At 53.2% G+C, this 17,886-nt stretch carries 14 protein-coding genes; 8 read left to right on the forward strand and 6 right to left on the reverse strand.

Going from position 1 to position 17,886, the window contains the following annotated elements; genetic code table 11:
• Positions 1-249: 249 nt before the first annotated feature.
• From P3X23_RS08250 to P3X23_RS08270, 5 genes are all read left to right on the forward strand, one after another.
• Positions 250-1,851, forward strand: a complete 1,602-nt coding sequence (locus P3X23_RS08250) for an NAD(P)H-quinone oxidoreductase subunit 4 (RefSeq protein ID WP_300875272.1) — start codon at positions 250-252, stop codon at positions 1,849-1,851.
• A 224-nt stretch (positions 1,852-2,075) separates the two neighbouring features.
• Positions 2,076-2,303, forward strand: coding sequence for a Calvin cycle protein CP12 (locus P3X23_RS08255; protein WP_300875274.1), 228 nt, complete (start codon positions 2,076-2,078; stop codon positions 2,301-2,303).
• A gap of 11 nt (positions 2,304-2,314) precedes the next feature.
• The gene (locus P3X23_RS08260; protein ID WP_300875277.1) at positions 2,315-3,181 is read left to right on the forward strand and encodes a fructosamine kinase family protein; all 867 of its coding nucleotides are present in this window, start codon (positions 2,315-2,317) and stop codon (positions 3,179-3,181) included.
• A gap of 152 nt (positions 3,182-3,333) precedes the next feature.
• Positions 3,334-3,981: a signal peptidase I gene (gene lepB / locus P3X23_RS08265; protein WP_300875280.1), complete on the forward strand. Its 648-nt coding sequence runs from the start codon at positions 3,334-3,336 to the stop codon at positions 3,979-3,981.
• Positions 3,982-3,986: 5 nt separating this feature from the next.
• Positions 3,987-5,717 (forward strand): FAD-dependent oxidoreductase, encoded by a 1,731-nt coding sequence (locus P3X23_RS08270; RefSeq protein ID WP_300875400.1) that lies wholly within the window; start codon positions 3,987-3,989, stop codon positions 5,715-5,717.
• A gap of 307 nt (positions 5,718-6,024) precedes the next feature.
• On the opposite strand, the gene P3X23_RS08275 is transcribed toward P3X23_RS08270, so the two are convergent.
• Positions 6,025-6,312 carry a 4a-hydroxytetrahydrobiopterin dehydratase gene (locus P3X23_RS08275; protein WP_300875282.1) on the reverse strand — a complete coding sequence of 96 codons (288 nt, stop codon included), beginning with the start codon at positions 6,310-6,312 and terminating at the stop codon, positions 6,025-6,027.
• A gap of 42 nt (positions 6,313-6,354) precedes the next feature.
• Positions 6,355-6,657, reverse strand: coding sequence for a 30S ribosomal protein S14 (rpsN, locus tag P3X23_RS08280; RefSeq protein ID WP_300875285.1), 303 nt, complete (start codon positions 6,655-6,657; stop codon positions 6,355-6,357).
• Between the two features lie 98 nt (positions 6,658-6,755).
• Here rpsN and cysS point away from each other — a divergent pair, with 98 nt between their 5' ends.
• Both cysS and pyrE read left to right on the forward strand, forming a co-directional pair.
• On the forward strand, positions 6,756-8,222 hold the full coding sequence (gene cysS, locus P3X23_RS08285) for a cysteine--tRNA ligase (RefSeq protein WP_300875288.1): 1,467 nt from the start codon (positions 6,756-6,758) through the stop codon (positions 8,220-8,222).
• A gap of 14 nt (positions 8,223-8,236) precedes the next feature.
• Positions 8,237-8,806, forward strand: a complete 570-nt coding sequence (gene pyrE, locus P3X23_RS08290; RefSeq protein WP_300875291.1) for an orotate phosphoribosyltransferase — start codon at positions 8,237-8,239, stop codon at positions 8,804-8,806.
• Here the strand turns inward: pyrE and purB are convergent.
• The 4 genes from purB to ftsH all read right to left on the reverse strand — a co-directional run bounded on the left by purB (position 8,803) and on the right by ftsH (position 15,369).
• Positions 8,803-10,098: an adenylosuccinate lyase gene (gene purB, locus P3X23_RS08295; protein WP_300875294.1), complete on the reverse strand. Its 1,296-nt coding sequence runs from the start codon at positions 10,096-10,098 to the stop codon at positions 8,803-8,805. The two genes, pyrE and purB, sit on opposite strands and share 4 nt — an antisense overlap.
• A 63-nt stretch (positions 10,099-10,161) precedes the next feature.
• Positions 10,162-11,250 (reverse strand): LOG family protein, encoded by a 1,089-nt coding sequence (locus P3X23_RS08300; RefSeq protein ID WP_300875297.1) that lies wholly within the window; start codon positions 11,248-11,250, stop codon positions 10,162-10,164.
• A 31-nt stretch (positions 11,251-11,281) separates the two neighbouring features.
• Entirely contained in the window at positions 11,282-13,495 is a 2,214-nt protein-coding gene (locus P3X23_RS08305; RefSeq protein WP_300875300.1) for an ATP-binding protein, read from the reverse strand.
• On the reverse strand, positions 13,441-15,369 hold the full coding sequence (gene ftsH, locus P3X23_RS08310; RefSeq protein WP_300875303.1) for an ATP-dependent zinc metalloprotease FtsH: 1,929 nt from the start codon (positions 15,367-15,369) through the stop codon (positions 13,441-13,443). Before ftsH ends, P3X23_RS08305 begins: the two co-directional genes overlap by 55 nt.
• Positions 15,370-15,506: 137 nt before the next feature.
• Between ftsH and P3X23_RS08315 the strand changes: the two genes are divergently transcribed.
• Complete coding sequence (locus P3X23_RS08315) at positions 15,507-17,306, forward strand: aspartate kinase (protein ID WP_300875306.1); 1,800 nt, start codon at positions 15,507-15,509, stop codon at positions 17,304-17,306.
• Positions 17,307-17,886 lie beyond the last annotated feature (580 nt).

Below are 17,886 nucleotides of genomic sequence, written 5' to 3' on the forward strand. Positions count from 1 at the left end.
TCCACCGCCGTAGCCAACGGTTGGGTCCCAGAACGCATCCTTCCGCACGTTACACACCATCTTAACTTTATTGAGATCACTGTCAATTTACAGTTAAATAGGTTTTTGACAATAGTTGTGCCGAGAATTTTAAAATATAGAAAAAATAATTAACAATTGCCACCAATTAACAAATAGGTATATATTCTTACTCAGACACTTTCAAATACTTGAACAGATTACTGGACTCGTCCCTTGGGGGGTTGTCTGATGAACGTCCAATTTCCTTGGCTGACTGTACTGACGCTGCTGCCTTTAGCGGCAGCCTTTTTGATTCCCGTGTTGCCTGACCGCGAGGGGAAGACAGTCCGCTGGTATGCCCTAGCGATCGCACTCCTCGAATTTGGCCTTTCGGCAATGGTTTTCTGGCAACACTACGATGCCCAATCTGCCCAGATGCAAATGGCAGAACTTGTGCCTTGGCTCCCGCAAATTGGCCTGAACTGGTCCTTAGCGGTTGATGGCCTTGCCGTCCCCCTGATCTTACTGACGGGTCTGGTGAATACAGTGGCAATCTTTGCAGCTTGGCAAGTGAAGCAAAAGCCGCGTTTATTTTATTTCCTGATGCTGGCACTCTACAGCGCTCAAATTGGGGTCTTTGCCGCTCAAGACCTCATCCTCTTCTTCCTGATTTGGGAGCTGGAACTGGTACCTGTCTATCTGCTGATTTCTATCTGGGGCGGTAGCAAACGCCAATACGCCGCAACCAAATTCATTCTCTACACTGCCGTTGGTTCTCTCTTTATCCTCATTGCTGGCCTAGCGATGGCCTTCTCTGGCGGTGACTTTACCCTCAGCATGGCGGCTTTAGGCCTCAAGGACTATCCCTTGGCGCTGGAACTCCTTGCCTATGGTGGCTTCCTGATTGCCTTTGGTGTCAAACTGCCGATTTTTCCCCTACACACTTGGTTGCCCGATGCCCATGGTGAAGCTTCTGCTCCAGTCTCCATGGTGTTGGCGGGAGTGCTTTTGAAAATGGGGGGCTATGGTCTAATTCGCTTCAACCTGCAAATGCTCCCCGATGCCCACATCTACTTTGCCCCTGTCCTCGTTGCCCTTGGCGTGGTGAATATTGTCTATGGTGCCCTGACTGCTTTTGGCCAAGAAAATCTAAAACGGCGACTGGCCTATTCCTCAATTTCCCACATGGGTTTTGTGCTGCTGGGGATTGGTGCCCTCAATGGCATTGGCCTCAATGGAGCCATGCTCCAAATGCTTTCCCACGGTTTGATTGCGGCTGCCCTCTTCTTCTTGGCAGGAGTTACCTACGATCGCACCCACACCTTGGCTATGGAAAAAATGAGCGGTATTGCCCAATCCATGCCGAAAACCTTTGCCCTCTTTACCGCTGCCGCCATGGCCTCCTTGGCACTGCCAGGTATGAGTGGTTTTGCCAGTGAACTCACTGTCTTTTTGGGGTTGACCAACAGCGATGCCTACTCCACCACCTTCAAAGTGGGGGTGATGTTCCTAGCAGCGGTGGGGGTAATTATCACGCCCGTCTATCTGCTCTCGATGGTGCGCCGTGTCTTTACGGGCAAACAAGCGGGCGATATATTTGACAAACTACTTTTGGATATCAATCCCCGTGAAACTTTTATTGCCCTCTCCCTCCTGTTACCGATTATTGCGGTGGGGATGTATCCCAAACTAGCTACCCAGACCTATGACGTGACAACAACGGCAGTCGCCACTCACGTCCATGCTGCCCTCCCCGCAGTTGCGCAACACCATCTGCCCCTCTATGCTCAATTAACGCAATCTGCTCCCAGTTTGCTGAGTGAGGCAGCAGTTGCCAACAGTACCCTGTAGGATCATGGGGATGCACGTTTGCCAACTGGCAGGTCAAGGGATTCATTGCTAGAGTAGAGTAACGGCATTCCTGCCCTTGGGCAGATTGCACACAACCCTTTTCCCAAAGATAGTATGTGCTTAGCACTGTGAAAACTAGGGTAGAAGAGTACTCAATCTCTTCTTTTGTCTCCATCCCCTAGAAAAGGGCTGTAAACTGAATACGGTGATTCAATAAAGGCTCTATGAGTAATCTTGAGAAACAAATTGAACAAGCTCGCGAGGAAGCCCATCAAATCTGTGATACCAAAGGGGCAACCTCTGGACAGTGCGCTGCCGCTTGGGACGCCCTCGAGGAACTACAGGCAGAAGCTGCCCACCAACGCGCTGAACAACAAGATCACAAATCCTCCTTTCAGCAGTACTGTGAGGATAACCCTGATGCTGCTGAGTGTCGCATTTACGACGACTAAGGGTTGAGGGTGTGGGTCGCTGGCAACAGTTGTGGGATCAATTTGCCGCAGCGACGGGTCAGCGGCTCCATGATGGCCAAGCCCTTTCAGTGGGGGGCGGCAGTATTAACACCACCTATGTGTGGCAACATCCGCAGCAAACCCTTTTTATCAAATTTAATCGCCCTGAACGGCAATCTATGTTTGCTGCGGAGGCCAATGCCTTGCAGGCGATCGCCAAGGTTCAGGCAATTCGTGTTCCTCTACCCCTGTTGTGGGGAAGTGTGGAGGACGCCAGTTTTTTAATTTTAGAATACTTGCCTCTGACCAGTTCAGGGGATTGGTGGCAAATGGGGGCACAGCTGGCGCGGTTGCATCTCAAGGGCACCGGCGATCGCTACGGCTGGCCAGAAAATAACACCATTGGTGCTACCCCCCAAATCAATCCTTGGTCAGACAACTGGGGTGAATTTTTCTGTGATGCTCGGCTGCGTTATCAGTTTGATTTAGCTCGCCGTCGAGGTGGGCACTTTCCCAAAGCTGAAAAGTTACTGGCAGCCATTCCAAAACTCCTGAATCATGAGCCAACCCCTACCCTAGTCCACGGCGATCTCTGGTCGGGGAATGCTGCCTTTTGCCGCACAGGGGAACCTGTGATTTTCGATCCCGCCAGTTACTATGGCGATCGCGAAGTGGACTTAGCAATGAGTGAACTCTTTGGGGGATTTCCTGATGCCTTTTATCAGGGCTATAACGCCACGTATCCCCTACCCGCCGCCTATGCACAACGGAAAACCATTTACAACTTGTACCACATTCTCAATCACTTTAATCTTTTTGGCGGCAGTTATGCTGCCCAAGCCCAACACATGATTGACATGATTGAGCAGATCCTCTGATTGCCCTGAGCAGCAATGTCCCAGATCATTGCCGTGGAACAGAACACTTGCCAGAGCACTCTAGGATCAAACAGTGACCGTTAGCCTCACATCGCTGTAGTATCGTGGAGTGCATGACTTCATATTTTTGAGTGTTTGCGAGATTCCTTCCTATGTCCGATGGCAAAGTGCCACCCACAAATGCTTCTGCCCCTGAATCAGTGACAGCCAAGCCCCAGAAGGCCACAGAACCCTGGTGGTTGGAAATGGCCAAAACCCTAGGATTAGCAGCTGTCCTTGCCATTGGTATTCGCACATTTGTGGCAGAGGCACGCTATATCCCCACCGGTTCGATGGAAGAAACCCTGCTGATTAACGATCGCCTGATTATTGAAAAAATCAGTTACTATTTTCACCCCCCCCACCGTGGCGACATTATTGTTTTTAATCCAACCCCAACGCTTCAGCAGGCGGGCTTTCACGATGCCTTTATCAAACGGGTAGTGGGCTTACCCGGCGATCGCGTGGAGCTGCGTCAAGGGCGAGTCTATATTAACAATCAACCCCTGCTTGAACCCTATCTTGCGCCTTCATCTTTTACATCGGTGGATACCTGTGCTGGCATACAGCCCTATTTGGCACAACCGCAGGTCATTCCCGCCAATAGTTACTTGGTTTTGGGAGATAACCGCAATAACAGCTTTGATGGCCGCTGCTGGGGCGTGGTGCCGCGCAATTACATTATTGGTCGTGCGGCGATTCGCTTTTGGCCCCCCGATCGCTGGGGACTAATTACAAATCCCAAGGAACCGCAACAGTGAGGCAAATGCTTCGCACTGAGGTACTTGTGGTTGGCGGTGGTACAGGGGGGGTAGCTGCTGCCTTAACAGCGGCTCGTGCGGGTGCGCAAACGGTGCTAGTCAGTGAAACCCCTTGGTTAGGGGGCATGCTCACGAGTGCTGGAGTGGCCGCGCCCGATGGCAATGAACTCATGGCTTGGCAAACAGGACTGTGGGGCGAGTTTCTACGGGCGATCGCTCAGCGACAGCCGGGGGGGCTAGATCATGCTTGGGTTAGTTTCTTTACCTTTGAGCCAAAGGTTGCCGCTGACCTCTTTGCCGAGTGGATCAAAGCAACCCCTAACCTGACGTGGATTGGCGGCGATCTTCCCCAAGCGGTTTTGCGCCAAGGCGATCGCGTCTTTGGTGTAGAATTTACCAGCCTCACTATCTATGCCCAAATCACCATTGACGCCACAGAACTGGGGGATCTCCTTGCCTTGGGGGAAATTCCCTATCGTTGGGGGTGGGAGTGGCAGGCAGAAACCCAAGAACCGTCCGCACCTCCAGCCCCCACACCTCTGACTCAAACCTATCCCGTTCAAGCCCCCACATGGATTGTGGTGTTGCAGGACTATGGTGAGGGAGCCACTGCCCCGGAGATTCCCCCTTCCCCTCTCTGGGATGAGCACAAATTTAGTGGTGCTTGGGCAGGGTATGACCCCCAGCACTTTCTTAACTATGGCCGCCTGCCAAGAAATCGCTTTATGCTTAACTGGCCGCAGCAAGGAAATGACTATGGAGTGGGTCTAGAGCGCCTAGTTGGCTCTCCCGAAGCTCGACAGGCCTTTTGTCAAGAGGCGCGCTGGCATGCTCAGGATTTTGCCTGCTACATCCAACGCCACCTTGGCCGCCGCTATGGCCTAGCGGAGGATACCTTTCCCCGATTCCCCGGCAGCTTGGGGGGTGGTGCCTATGCTCTTCATCCCTACTACCGTGAAAGTCGCCGTCTGATCGGCCTCACCACGATTCAAGAGCAGGATATTCTCCCCAATGCCCCAGCCCCCCTTGATGCTCAAGGTCACTACACCGGCATTGCTATTGGCAACTACCCGAACGATCACCACTATCCAGGGATGGAACTTCCCCTGATGCCTAAGTCTATCCGTTGGGGCGGTCGCTGGACAGGGACGCCCTTTGTAATTCCCTATACATCCTTAATTCCCCAGGGAGTAGAAGGCTTTTTAGTTGCAGAGAAAAATATCTCCGTAACCCACATTGCCAATGGTGCCACCCGCTTGCAACCTCTGGTCATGGGCATTGGACAGGGGGCAGGGTGGTTAGCTGCCACAGCCATTCGCCAAGGGAAATCTTTACACCAACTGGTGGGTGCCCTTGACCTGAAGCCCCTCATTCAGGAGTGCCGACAGGCAATTTTTCCCTTCTTTAACCTGCCGCCGCAACATCCGCAATGGGAAGCTTGGCAACTTCAGACATTGAATACCTTTGATCCTACAGTTCCTCTACTGCCAGAGGTGGCGATCGCCCAACCAACACCGATGACTGTGACCGCAGAAATGCAAACTATCAGGGGCGAATTCGTGAAATCAGGGGAGCAGGCCTATCAACTGCGCACAGATCAACGGTTGTGGCCTTTAGTGACGCTCCACCCCACTGTCAACGATCGCCTGCAAACCTACAGAGATGGGCAGCTAATCACGGTTACAGGTTTTATGAACCCTTATGCCCCCTGGATTCGGGTAGAGCATGTGGTCTAAGTTGGGCAGCTCAGTTCCCCAAGGCGTTGATTGAGGCATAGATTCTCGCTGTAGTCCACGGGAACATCAATAACGCTAGGACAGACTGCGCTAAAGCTGTTTTAAGCGTTGGCAGAATAGCGATGCCTGATGCCCCCATCACTTAGCGTAGGTTATGGATTAACTTCTGCGGCTTGACGGGAAAACTCTCATCTTGCCCCTATTGGCGGTCGCCTGCCACAATGCCCTGACGCAGTTGTCATGCATAGGGGGTGGGCTTGTCAGGGTACGCCTTCATTTTCAAGGCATTTCATAATTCAGCCGAAAGTTATCCTGCTGCCAGATTAGAGATCACCTTGGCTAGGTCAATGTCCTTTTGGGTAATCCCGCCAGCCTCATGGGTAGTGAGGCAAACTGTTACCCGATTCCAAGAAATCGCTAAATCAGGGTGATGTCCCGCCTGTTCAGCAGGATCCACAAGGCGATTGACAAAAGCAATAGAACCTAAGAAGTCTTTGCAGGTGAAGGTTTGCTCAAGGCGATCGCCCACGAATTTCCAGCCGGGTAAGCTAGCGAGCTGTGCCTCAAACTCGGCTTGAGATAATCGCTCTGCCATGGTTTTTCTCCAATCCCTGAGTTCTAGGGTAGCAAAGCCAACTTACCAACTGGCCTTGACCACTCCCGGCAGTAACCCTTGATGTGCCATTTCCCGCAGGGCGTTGCGGCAGAGGCCAAAATCACGATAATAACCCCGTGGGCGACCCGTCAGCCAGCAACGATTCCGCAGCCGTGAAGGGGCACTGTTGCGGGGCAACTGTTGGAGTTGACGATGGATGCTCATGATCTCTTCTTGGGTTTCAGCCTTGGCCAGTTGGGCTTTGAGTTCTTGGCGTTTACTGGCGTATTTAGCAACAAGCCGTTGCCGCTTTTTCTCCCGTTCGATCATGCTTTTTTTGGCCATGGGGGTGTGCTTGTCCTCGACAATCGTGAATTTGGTATCCTATATCGTATCAAAGAGCGATTTGCCGCTGCAACTGTTGATCCTTGCGGGGTGTTTCTGTGCCCTTACATTTGTACAACACACTGTCTCGCCGCCTTGAACCCTTTTCCGCCCTGCACCCAGAGCGGGTGACCATCTATGCCTGTGGTGTTACGGTGTATGACTACTGCCATTTGGGACACGCCCGCTCCTACGTGGTTTGGGATGTACTGCGCCGCTATCTCACGTTCTTGGGCTACTCTGTGTACTACGTCCAGAACTTTACCGATGTTGACGACAAAATTATTCGGCGTGCCCTTGAACAGGGAGAAACAATGGCGGCAGTTAGCGATCGCTACATTGCGGCCTACCACGAGGATATGGCTCGCCTGAACATTTTGCCAGCCAATGTCTATCCCCGTGCCACAGCGGCCATTCCGGCCATCCTAGACCTCATCCAAAGTCTCATTGAGCGCGGCTATGCCTATGTGGTGGATGCAGATGTGTACTATGCAGTGGAGCGGTTTCCCACCTACGGTAAGCTCTCTGGACGCCAACTTTCTCAATTGGTCGCCGGTGCCAGTGGTCGGGTTGAGGAAGCGGAAGAGCAGCGCAAACATCACCCCCTAGATTTTGCTCTTTGGAAAGCTGCCAAAGCAGAAGAAACCCAAGTGTACGAACCGTGGGCAGCGCCTTGGGGCAAAGGACGCCCCGGTTGGCACATTGAATGCTCAGCCATGGTGCGACAGGTCTTGGGGCCAACCATTGACATTCATTGCGGTGGCATGGATTTAATTTTCCCTCACCATGAAAATGAAATTGCCCAATCGGAGGCGGTAACACAACAGCCCCTAGCACGATTTTGGCTTCACAACGGCTTTGTTACTGTGAATGCCGAAAAAATGTCTAAGTCTTTGGGCAACTTCACCACAATTCGCGATTTGCTGGCACAGGGGGTTGATCCAATGGCGTTACGCCTGTTGGTTTTGCAAGCTCAATACCGCAAACCTTTGGACTTTACACCGCAGGCACTTACCGCCGCTACAAAGGGCTGGCAAACCTTGGCGGAAGCACTGCGTTTGAATCAGCAGGTTCCCCTCTCTCCTGTGGATGCCGATGAGGTCAAAAGCCACGCTAGTACCCAGGCCTTTTGTCAAGCCATGGATGAAGACTTAAACACTGCCGCTGCTTTGGCAGTGCTCTTTGAACTGGCGAAAACCCTCAATCGTGAGCAGCATCGCTATCTCCATGGGGGAGACTTGGGGCGATCGCTGACTGAGGTGAGTCGCGATTGGCACACTCTGGTTACCCTTGCTCAGGTGTTGGGTTTAGAGGTCAAAGAGGAGTCAAAAGCTGTACAGACAATGGGACTGACCGATGAGGAAATTCAGGAGCTAGTTGTGGCTCGTACTGCTGCCCGTCAAGCTAAGAACTATGCCGAGAGCGATCGCCTGCGGGATCTCCTATTGGCTCAAGGGGTCAAACTTGTGGATCAAAAGGACGGCACCACCCATTGGTTTCGCATACCCACTGGCTTAACCCCTTGAATTTGGAGTCAATCATGAACGATTCTCTTCCTGAGCTGCGTCAGGAACTCTTGGCGCTTCTTTGCCGCGATGCCTACCGTACCGGTGACTTTATCCTTTCCTCTGGCCAAAAGAGCCAATACTACATTAACTGTAAACCCGTTACCCTATCGGCGCGGGGCGCTTACTTGGTGGGGCGGCTCTTCTTGGAGCAATTAGCCCCGGAAGCAGTGGCGGTGGCGGGTCTTACCCTTGGGGCAGACCCCTTGGTGGTGGCCGTGAGTGTGCTCTCCAATTTGCGGGGGCAGGATCGGGCGGCGCTGATTGTGCGCAAGGAAGCCAAAGGCCACGGCACAATGAGCTTTATTGAAGGCCCCCCCTTGCCCCAAGGGGCGGTGGTTACGGTGCTTGAGGATGTAATCACAAGCGGCGGCTCTGCCCTCAAGGCCGTTTTGCGTCTTCAAGAGGCAGGTTACCTCGTCAATGAAGTTCTTGCCATTGTCGATCGCCAGGCGGGCGGGGAAGCCGCCTTTGCCGCTCAGGGGATACCCCTGCGATCGCTCTTTCAAATTAGTGACCTTGAAGCCTATCTCAATTTGGTTTAAATCCCCAACCGCTGGTAAATTTCCTCTAGGTGCTTGAGGTGATGTTCAGGGTTAAAGCAAGCCTCGAGTTCCTCTGGTGTAAGGTAGCGCTGAATCTCAGGATCCCCCTTCAGGTTGGCAGCAAAATCACCATTGGGTTGATTCCAAGCGGCGTGGGCGTGTTTTTGCACTAAGGCGTAGGCGGCTTCGCGACTCAGCCCCTTCTCCACCAGCGCCAAGAGCACCCGCTGACTAAAGATGACACCGCCGTAGCAATTCATATTGCGGCGCATATTCTCGGGATAGATTTGTAACGTTTGCACCAAGTCAGTCATTTCCACCAGCATAAAGTGGGTGAGAATCGAGCTGTCGGGCAAAATCACCCGCTCCACGGCACTGTGGGAAATATCCCGCTCATGCCAGAGGGCAACATTTTCTAGGGCGGCTAGGGCATTGCCCCGCAGCACCCGTGCCAGCCCGGTCAGCCGTTCAGAGCGAATGGGATTGCGTTTGTGGGGCATAGCCGAGGAGCCTTTTTGTCCCTTAGAGAAAAATTCCTCGACTTCGAGGACATCGGTGCGCTGTAGATTGCGAATCTCAACGGCAAAGCGCTCAAGACTTGCCCCCAACAGAGCAAGGGTTTGGACATAGTCGGCATGGCGATCGCGGGAAATGACCTGTGTTGAAGCCGTATCCGGTTGCAGTCCCAGTTTTTGGCAGGCGATCGCCTCCACGCGCGGATCCACATTGGCATAGGTGCCCACCGCTCCGGAAATTTTGCCCACCGCCACGGTTCGCTGCAATTGACATAGGCGATCGCGATGGCGCAGCAGCTCCGCCAGCCAACCAGCCAGCTTGAAACCAAATGTAATTGGCTCGGCGTGAATCCCATGACTGCGTCCCACCATCACTGTATAGCGATGTTCTTGGGCGCGGTGGCGCACCGCCTGAATGAGATACTCCAACTGCTCTTGGATCAAGGTCAGACTAGCCACCAATTGCAGCGCCAAACCCGTGTCTAAAACATCCGAACTGGTCAGCCCAAGGTGAATATAGCGCCCAGCATCACCGACATGCTCGTTGACATTGGTGAGGAAGGCAATGACATCGTGCCTCACTTCCGCTTCAATTTCGGCCACCCGTTGGGGGTCAAACTTGGCTTTCGCCTTAATCTGAGCGACGGCGTCGGCAGGGATATGCCCCAGTTCAGCTTGGGCTTCACAGACTGCAATCTCAACATCCAGCCATGTTTTGAATTTGTAGGCATCAGTCCAGAGATTCCCCATGGGGGCAAGGGTATAGCGTTCGATCATGGGCGTGTCTCTTTACTAAGGGGGATAAAAAACTGCAATCTACCGGCATTGAAGGGCGATCGCCTATTTGCGTTCGGGATGGTACGCAGCCTCCGTCGTGGCAAAACCATTGAGACGGTAGATGAGCTGATAAAGACGGCTGTAGTCCCGCTGGTTAAAGTGCAAGATCAATCGCGGCAAATGGAGCGTGTGTGTCAAGGCAGGGCGGTTAATGGGTTGCTCGTCTTCCACTTCCCGCGGCAAAGGTGCAGCACGTTCAATCTGCCCCGACACAAGAATATCTTGAAAATCGCGATTGAGTTCCGCCAAGGCGGCATCACTAATGTCTTGGTTCAAGCGCAGCACCAAGCGATCGCCTACATAGCGGCTAGAGTGATAGACACGATAAAAGCCACTCAGGTAAGCTAAGCCTTCTTCAACACTGGTACAGATGCGGTAGAGTTCCTGATCTTCACCGTTAATCAGTCCCTTGGCCGCCAGTTCTTCACAAATAAACCGATGCCAATGTTGCCAGTAGGTGCCACCGGGAACATCCATCAAGACTAAGGGTTTAGGGGGAGCTTTGCCCGTTTGGCAGAGGGTCAAGCATTCAAAGGCTTCATCTTGGGTGCCAAAGCCACCGGGGAAGACAGCAATGGCGTCGGTTTCTTTGAGCAAAAAGAGCTTGCGCGTAAAGAAGTACTTAAAGTGAATCAGGCGCGGATCGCCTTCAATATAGGGATTGGCACCCTGCTCAAAGGGGAGTTCAATGTTGAGGCCAAAAGATTTATTGGGACCTGCCCCTTTATTACCCGCCTCCATGATGCCGCCCCCGGCACCCGTGATAATCATAAACCCCGTGGCACTGGCAGCTTGAGCAAAGCGCACCGCCATTTCATAGACTGGCGATGTGGAGGGAGTTCGGGCGGAGCCAAAGATTGAAATTTTGCGGGTATGGCGATAGGGAGCAAAGACCCGCAAGGCCTGGTGCATATCCCGCAGGCAGGAACGCAGAATTTTCCAATCTAGTCGTTCCAGTTCCTCGTCGGCAATATCCAGAAAAAGTTGCAGGGCTTGGTAAATTACGTCGCCGTGGGGCACACTATCCAAGCGACGAATTAACTGATCCAGATCTTGCTGTAGGCTACTTAAAGCGATTCGCGAAAGGGTCATGGCACCCTAAAAACGTTAGCACCCTATTTTATCAGGCAGCGGGATCACCTGACGCAGTGGGTAGGCTGAGGGTAAAGGTGGTCATGCCCGCTTCACTGTCGGCGCTAATTTCACCCTGCAATTGCTCCACCAGTTTTTGAGTGAGGGCGAGGCCTAAACCCGTTCCTCCCTGTTGCCACGGATCTGCATTAGGAATGCGATAAAACTTTTCAAAGATGCGCGGCAGTTCCTCGCTGGGAATCTCTGAGGGATTACTCACTTGAATTTGCAGGCGATCGCCCCCAATTGGCTCAAAACGGACCACAATCTGCGCTCCGGCAGGGCTGTATTTACAGGCATTGTTGAGTAACTCTGCCAAGATGCGGGCTAAAGCATGGCGGTTAGAAAGGAGAGGTGGCAAAGTGGGGGGGCGCACAATCTCAAGGGATTGCTGCCGCTGTTGCATGCGGTTATGGAAGGGTTCGAGTGCTGAGGGCAGCCAACTGTCGAGATCAATCACCTCCTGTTGAATCTGACTGCGCCCTGCCTCTAGGCGTTGTAGATCCAGCAAATCATTGATCAGTTCCGTTTCGCGGTTGCACTCATGGGCGAGAATATCAAGGTAGCGTTTCTGGCGATCGTCGGTGGCAAACTGCTTCAGCATGTAGATGGCCATTTTCATGTTGGCCATGGGCGTGCGCAATTCGTGGGAAACAGTGCTTAAGAAATCGTCTTTAATGGCATTGAGGCGCTCTAGTTCCTGCATTTTCTGTTCCAGTTCAGCCGTACGGGCACGCACCTGTCGCTCTAAATCGGCATTGAGTTCTTGTACCTGCTGGTAAAGCTGGGCTTGATGAATGGCAAGGGCACACTGATCGGCAATGGTTTTCACAAGGCTTAAATCCTCGGCTGTCCATGATTTGGGCAGGGTTTGCTGTAAGAGTTGGGAATGATTTGTTGAAATAGATGTGGCTTCAGTCGGCTCCCATTCGCAATCTAAAAGGCTAATATGTCCGAGGAGTTGGCCAAGGTAAATCAAAGGGGTAATCACCAAGGCATGCACGTCTAGGATTCTCAGATCTGTTTGTAGCGGCTCCGGTAAATCGGAACAACTGGTAGCCAAAACCACCTGTTCGCCGTTGCTGAGGGCTGGTTCAAAGAAGGCGATCGCCCGCTGGTTGAGGCTAATTAAAGACCCAGGTAGATGGAGGACTTGGGGACGGGTGGCGTAGGTAAGCGTATCGGGTGCTGCTGTCTGGGTAATGAGGCACAGGGTTGAACCCAGGGCTTCTAGTAGTAAATCAGCGGTAATTTGCAGGACTTCCGCTGCTACCATGGTAGTGCGCATGGCTTGAATAATGCGGTTAATGATGGCCTCACGGCGGGCTTGGTTGCGCAGTTGTTCTTCAGCTCGTTTGCGATCTGTAACATCCATAACGTAGCTGCGGATGAGCTCGCTTTCATAGATGTAATGAATTGATTGCTCGTAGATGCGCCCTTGGTACTCTACCTCCCGCACATGGACTTTTTCTTGGGTTTGCTTCATGTAGCGTGCCAGTTCCGGCAATCCCAACAACAGGGGATGGGTCAACTTCTGCTGCTGTAGATCGCGAAACTGCATCACTGCGGCTGGATTGAGATACGTCACTCGCCCCTCGAGATCCACCTCCAAAATCGGGTTGGGCGTTAGCTCTGGATAGGAGGCCAAGCGCACCAAGGCCGCTTCACTAAAATTCTCGATATTGCCATCACCGAGAGGTACAAGCGTTGCAAAGGGATTGGTGCTTTTTGAGAGAAATCCTAAGACATCAGTACTGCGGCAAAAGTTCTCAAACTCGCTATCGGTCATGTTGGTTAACGTTAGGTAGCGGGCACGCACGTCACCGCCAAACACAATCATGTCGCCACTGCGCAAATCGTGGGCAACAATCCGCTGCCCGTTGACGAGAATGCCGTTCGTACTCCGCTTGCCCTGCAAATCGCCATCAATAAGGCGAAAAAGATGACTATTGGTCTCCGGACTCGTCACCCGCAACAAAATCCCGTGCTGACGGGAGACCATTTTGGAGTGAAGTACAATTGAGTTTGTGGGATCGCGACCGATGGAATAGGTGGCTGCTTCTAGCAAAATGGGTCGTCGTCCCTCACTGTCTTCGAGGACTAACAGGTGACGGACTTCCTGGCGCTCATGGCTCACCGGCGCCTCCTTGCCTAGGACGGCTGGGTCTGTTGACGAAACGACACCGGTGTAGCTGTTGCCTTCCACGTGGGTTCTTTGATGGGCAAGGTTGTATATTGGCGCACCAAGGCACGGAACTCATCCCCATCAATGGTTTCCTTTTCAAGGAGCAGCTCCACCAACTTGTCAATGGCCGCCCGATGCTCGCGAATCAGTTGGCGGGCAATTTCGTAGCAGCCCATTACAATCTCCCGCACTTGGTGGTCAATTTGCACCGCTACAGCTTCAGAATATTCAGCGCGGGGCATCAAATCCCGACCGAGAAAGACCTCATTGCCCGGTGTTTCAAGGGCTAAGTGTCCCAAATCCGACATGCCATAACGGGTAACCATTTCCCGCGCCAGATTGGCCACCGCTTGCAAGTCACTACTGGCGCCAACAGTCACTTCGGCATCGCCAAAAATCTCCACCTCGGCAGCCCGTCCCCCCAATAGAATCGTGATTTCATCTAGGAGCCATGCACGGGTATAAAGGCCACTATCTACCCGTTCTTCATCAAAAATCTGCTGAGCAAAACCGCCGACACCACCGGAGCGGGGAATAATGGTCACTTTATTCAGAGGATCGGCGTGTTTCAAGAGGGTCATCAACAGGGCGTGACCCACTTCATGGTAGGCAATGAGCCACTTTTTCTTGCTATCGAGGAGGGGAGTGAGTGTCATGCCAATTGTCACCCGATCAATCGCATCGTCAATTTCGGCACTGGTGATGGCTGGTTTGCGGCGACGGGCAGTGAGAATCGCGGCTTCATTCAGCAGGTTGGCCAATGCAGCACCGGAAAAACCGGGGGTACGGCGGGCGATCGCTTCCAAGGACACTTCGGGTGCAATTTTTTTGTTGCGGGCATGAACCTGGAGAATTTGCAAGCGCCCCTTGTAACTGGGCAAATCGACGGTAATTTGGCGGTCAAAGCGGCCGGGGCGCAGTAGAGCAGCATCCAAGACATCGGGGCGGTTGGTTGCCGCAATCACAATGATGCCGGTATTCCCTTCAAAACCATCCATTTCGGTGAGCAGTTGGTTGAGGGTTTGCTCTCGTTCGTCATTGCCACCGCCAATGCCAGTACCCCGTTGGCGGCCGACCGCATCAATTTCATCAATAAACACTAAACAGGGCGCATTTTCCTTGGCCTTTTTAAACAGATCCCGCACGCGGGAGGCACCGACACCCACAAACATTTCCACAAATTCAGAACCAGAAATTGAAAAGAAGGGAACCCCCGCTTCGCCGGCGATCGCCTTGGCCAAGAGCGTTTTACCAGTCCCCGGTGGTCCAATCAGCAGTACCCCCTTGGGAATGCGCGCGCCAATGGAGGTAAATTTCTCTGAGTTTTTCAAGAAAGTCACCACTTCTTGGAGTTCTTCCTTGGCCTCTTCAATCCCTGCCACATCAGCAAAAGTCACCCCTGTTTGTGCCTCCATCTGGAAGCGGGCGCGGGATTTACCAAAGTTGAGAATCTGCCCAGGGCCGCCGGGGGCATTGCTGACTCGTCGCAAAATCATCAGGAACAAACTCAGCAGCAAGAAGCCCAGTATCAAGTTAGAGATAACGCCGACAACCGCCCCCTCACTGCCTGAGGGTACCACCCGCACCGCCGTGTCATAACGGGCACTTGCTTTGCGCAGTAGTTCGACCAATTCAGGGTTGCGATCAAAGAGCCGCACCTCTTGGGAGGGAGATTGTTGTGGCTGATCTTTGCGGCGAAACTTGGCTAGGCGCTGCTCCTGATAGAGTTCGACAGAGCTGACTTCCCCAGCTTTAAGGGCATTGAGAAATTGACTGTAGGAAACGGTGTTGTTGTTGCTCGACTGGGCTAGACCAATGTTTGTGGGGGCTAACGAGAGACCCACGACTAAAGCCAATTGACTCAGCCGTTGGGAAAGGCGTTGAGCGTATTTCATCGGCACCCGTTTCCGAAATTCAGTTCTAATTTTCAGTTTAACAGTGATTTTTTTAGTTCCTTAGCGCCATAGATAAGACACAGCCAAGAATCATCCCCCTGAATATAAAATAGGACAGCATTCTCTTCAAAGCGCCCATGGGACTGATTGTACAAAAGTATGGCGGCACGTCCGTCGGCAGTGTCGAGCGCATCCAAGCCGTAGCCCGCAGGGTCAAAGCAACGGTGGCAGCGGGACATCAGGTGGTGGTGGTGGTTTCAGCCATGGGTAAAACCACAGATAGCTTGGTGCAACTGGCCTATGCCATTAGCGATCGCCCCAGTCAGCGGGAAATGGATATGCTGCTTTCAACGGGGGAGCAGGTTTCGATTGCCCTTTTGACAATGGCTCTCCATGCCTTGGGGGAACCCGCCATCTCCCTTACAGGTGCTCAAGTGGGAATTGTTACTGAACCTGCCCACACCCGTGCCCGCATTCTTCACATTGAGACCCAGCGCCTCGAACGGCACCTTAAAGAAGGACAGGTGGTGGTGGTGGCCGGCTTTCAGGGAATTACTGCCGCTGCCGACTTTGAAGTGACAACCCTGGGGCGCGGTGGTTCCGATACCTCTGCGGTGGCCATAGCGGCTGCTTTACAGGCAGATTGTTGCGAAATTTACACCGATGTGCCGGGCATTTTGACCACCGATCCACGACTAGTGCCCCATGCCCAACTGATGAGCGAAATTACCTGCGATGAGATGCTGGAGTTGGCTAGTCTAGGGGCAAAAGTCTTACACCCGCGCGCGGTAGAGATTGCCCGCAACTATGGTGTGGACTTAGTCGTGCGCTCCAGTTGGACTGATGAGCCTGGCACACGAGTAATTGCACCAGCCCGGCCACCGCGTCCTGTGGAAAATCTTGAACTGGGGAAACCCGTGGATGGGGTGGCGCTTGACACCAATCAGGCGAAGGTAGCCCTCCTGCGGCTAGCCGATCGCCCCGGGGTTGCAGCACAGCTTTTTGGCGAACTGGCGCAGCAAAACTTGGACGTGGATTTGATTATCCAATCAATTCACGAAGGGCAAACAAATGATATTGCCTTCACGGTACAAAAGAGTGTCCTCAAGCAGGCAGAAGCCGTTGCCATGGCCTTTTATCCCCGTTTGAATCCACGGGTCGAGGAGACTGATGTGCTTGTGGATGCCGATATTGCCAAGGTGAGTATTACGGGTGCGGGGATGATTGGCCGACCGGGGGTAGCGGCTCAGATGTTTTCAGCTCTGGCGGCGGCGGGGATTAACCTGCAAATGATCTCCACCTCGGAAGTAAATGTCAGTTGTACAGTGGCCGCAGCGGATGCAGGTCGAGCGATCGCCGTCCTCTCCCAAACCTTTGATGTCGAAGCAGCCGCCACGATCCCCCAAGAGGCTCCTGATTCCCCACCTGTGCGGGGTGTTGCCTTAGATACGAAGCAGGCACGGATTGCGATTCGGGATGTCCCCGATCGCCCCGGCATGGCAGCAGCAATTTTTCAGACCCTTGCGGATGCGGCCATTAGCGTAGATATGATTATCCAATCACAGCGATCGCGCTCCTTGGGGGGGGTAATCACCCGTGACATTGCTTTTACGGTGGCCTCTGCCGATGCTGAGCAAGCCATGGAACTTCTTAGAGGGGTTCAGGCCAAATTGGGCTACGGTGATATCCTTGTGGATAGAGCGATCGCCAAAGTGAGCATTGTGGGTGTGGGGATGATCCACCGTCCGGGCATTGCCGCGCAAATGTTTGCCGCCCTCGCTCGTGAGAACATCAACATTCAAATGATTGCCACCTCGGAAATTCGCGTTAGTTGTGTGGTGGCAGAATCCGAAGGGGTGCGGGCACTACAGGCGGTGCACACAGCCTTTGGTCTCGATGGTGAGGCCCCCGTCGCCATTCCCGATGTCGGCAAATAGTCCGCCCCCTTGGCAAATCGCCCTTGTGCTCGGTGTGGCTTCCACCGCTGCTGTACGGGTGCACTGGGGAGTTGCTGGTTTACCCAGCCATTCCTGAGGAACCACCATGGGATTGAGCATTTTCTTGGCCAGTGGTCGCACTTTGGCTCAGCGGCGGGAAGCCCTGCCCTTTCCCCAAGGGGAATCTTGCTGCTCAAAGTTTTGCTGACGCTGGGATAGCCGGCCTCAACCCCGCTGATACGTCATAGCACTGTCCGTTTACCCTCTCCCCCCGCAATCATCGTCATATCCCCTCCAACGGTTCTTTAATCTATCCCCCGCCTCGCCAGCCTACTGCTATTCCTTTACCCACTATGCCGGCCTATGTGCCAATCTCCATACCAAACAGCGACTCAAAGATTTAATGGCGGCCTTTGATAATCGTTTGGATCCGCTGGCGGAACTTCACCAGATGAATTTTGGCGCCACCTAATATTGATGGGGAAGGGGAAAGGCGAAGCTAAATGCCAAAATTCGAGAACTAGTGACTTGTCATATTCCCCCAAACCCGCGTCGGATTGGCGTCATCTCTGGGCGCTGG

This window comes from Thermosynechococcus sp. Uc (assembly GCF_029335995.1).
Classification (GTDB): Bacteria; Cyanobacteriota; Cyanobacteriia; order Thermosynechococcales; family Thermosynechococcaceae; genus Thermosynechococcus.

What these genes read in the sequence shown, in the direction of transcription:
- rpsN (WP_300875285.1), bottom strand. Translation starts at nt 6,657, where the DNA reads ATGGCCAAAAAAAGCATGATCGAACGGGAGAAAAAGCGGCAACGGCTT.
- P3X23_RS08300 (WP_300875297.1), bottom strand. Translation starts at nt 11,250, where the DNA reads ATGACCCTTTCGCGAATCGCTTTAAGTAGCCTACAGCAAGATCTGGAT.
- lepB (WP_300875280.1), top strand. Translation starts at nt 3,334, where the DNA reads ATGTCCGATGGCAAAGTGCCACCCACAAATGCTTCTGCCCCTGAATCA.
- purB (WP_300875294.1), bottom strand. Translation starts at nt 10,098, where the DNA reads ATGATCGAACGCTATACCCTTGCCCCCATGGGGAATCTCTGGACTGAT.
- P3X23_RS08255 (WP_300875274.1), top strand. Translation starts at nt 2,076, where the DNA reads ATGAGTAATCTTGAGAAACAAATTGAACAAGCTCGCGAGGAAGCCCAT.
- P3X23_RS08250 (WP_300875272.1), top strand. Translation starts at nt 250, where the DNA reads ATGAACGTCCAATTTCCTTGGCTGACTGTACTGACGCTGCTGCCTTTA.
- pyrE (WP_300875291.1), top strand. Translation starts at nt 8,237, where the DNA reads ATGAACGATTCTCTTCCTGAGCTGCGTCAGGAACTCTTGGCGCTTCTT.
- ftsH (WP_300875303.1), bottom strand. Translation starts at nt 15,369, where the DNA reads ATGAAATACGCTCAACGCCTTTCCCAACGGCTGAGTCAATTGGCTTTA.
- P3X23_RS08270 (WP_300875400.1), top strand. Translation starts at nt 3,987, where the DNA reads ATGCTTCGCACTGAGGTACTTGTGGTTGGCGGTGGTACAGGGGGGGTA.
- P3X23_RS08275 (WP_300875282.1), bottom strand. Translation starts at nt 6,312, where the DNA reads ATGGCAGAGCGATTATCTCAAGCCGAGTTTGAGGCACAGCTCGCTAGC.
- P3X23_RS08315 (WP_300875306.1), top strand. Translation starts at nt 15,507, where the DNA reads ATGGGACTGATTGTACAAAAGTATGGCGGCACGTCCGTCGGCAGTGTC.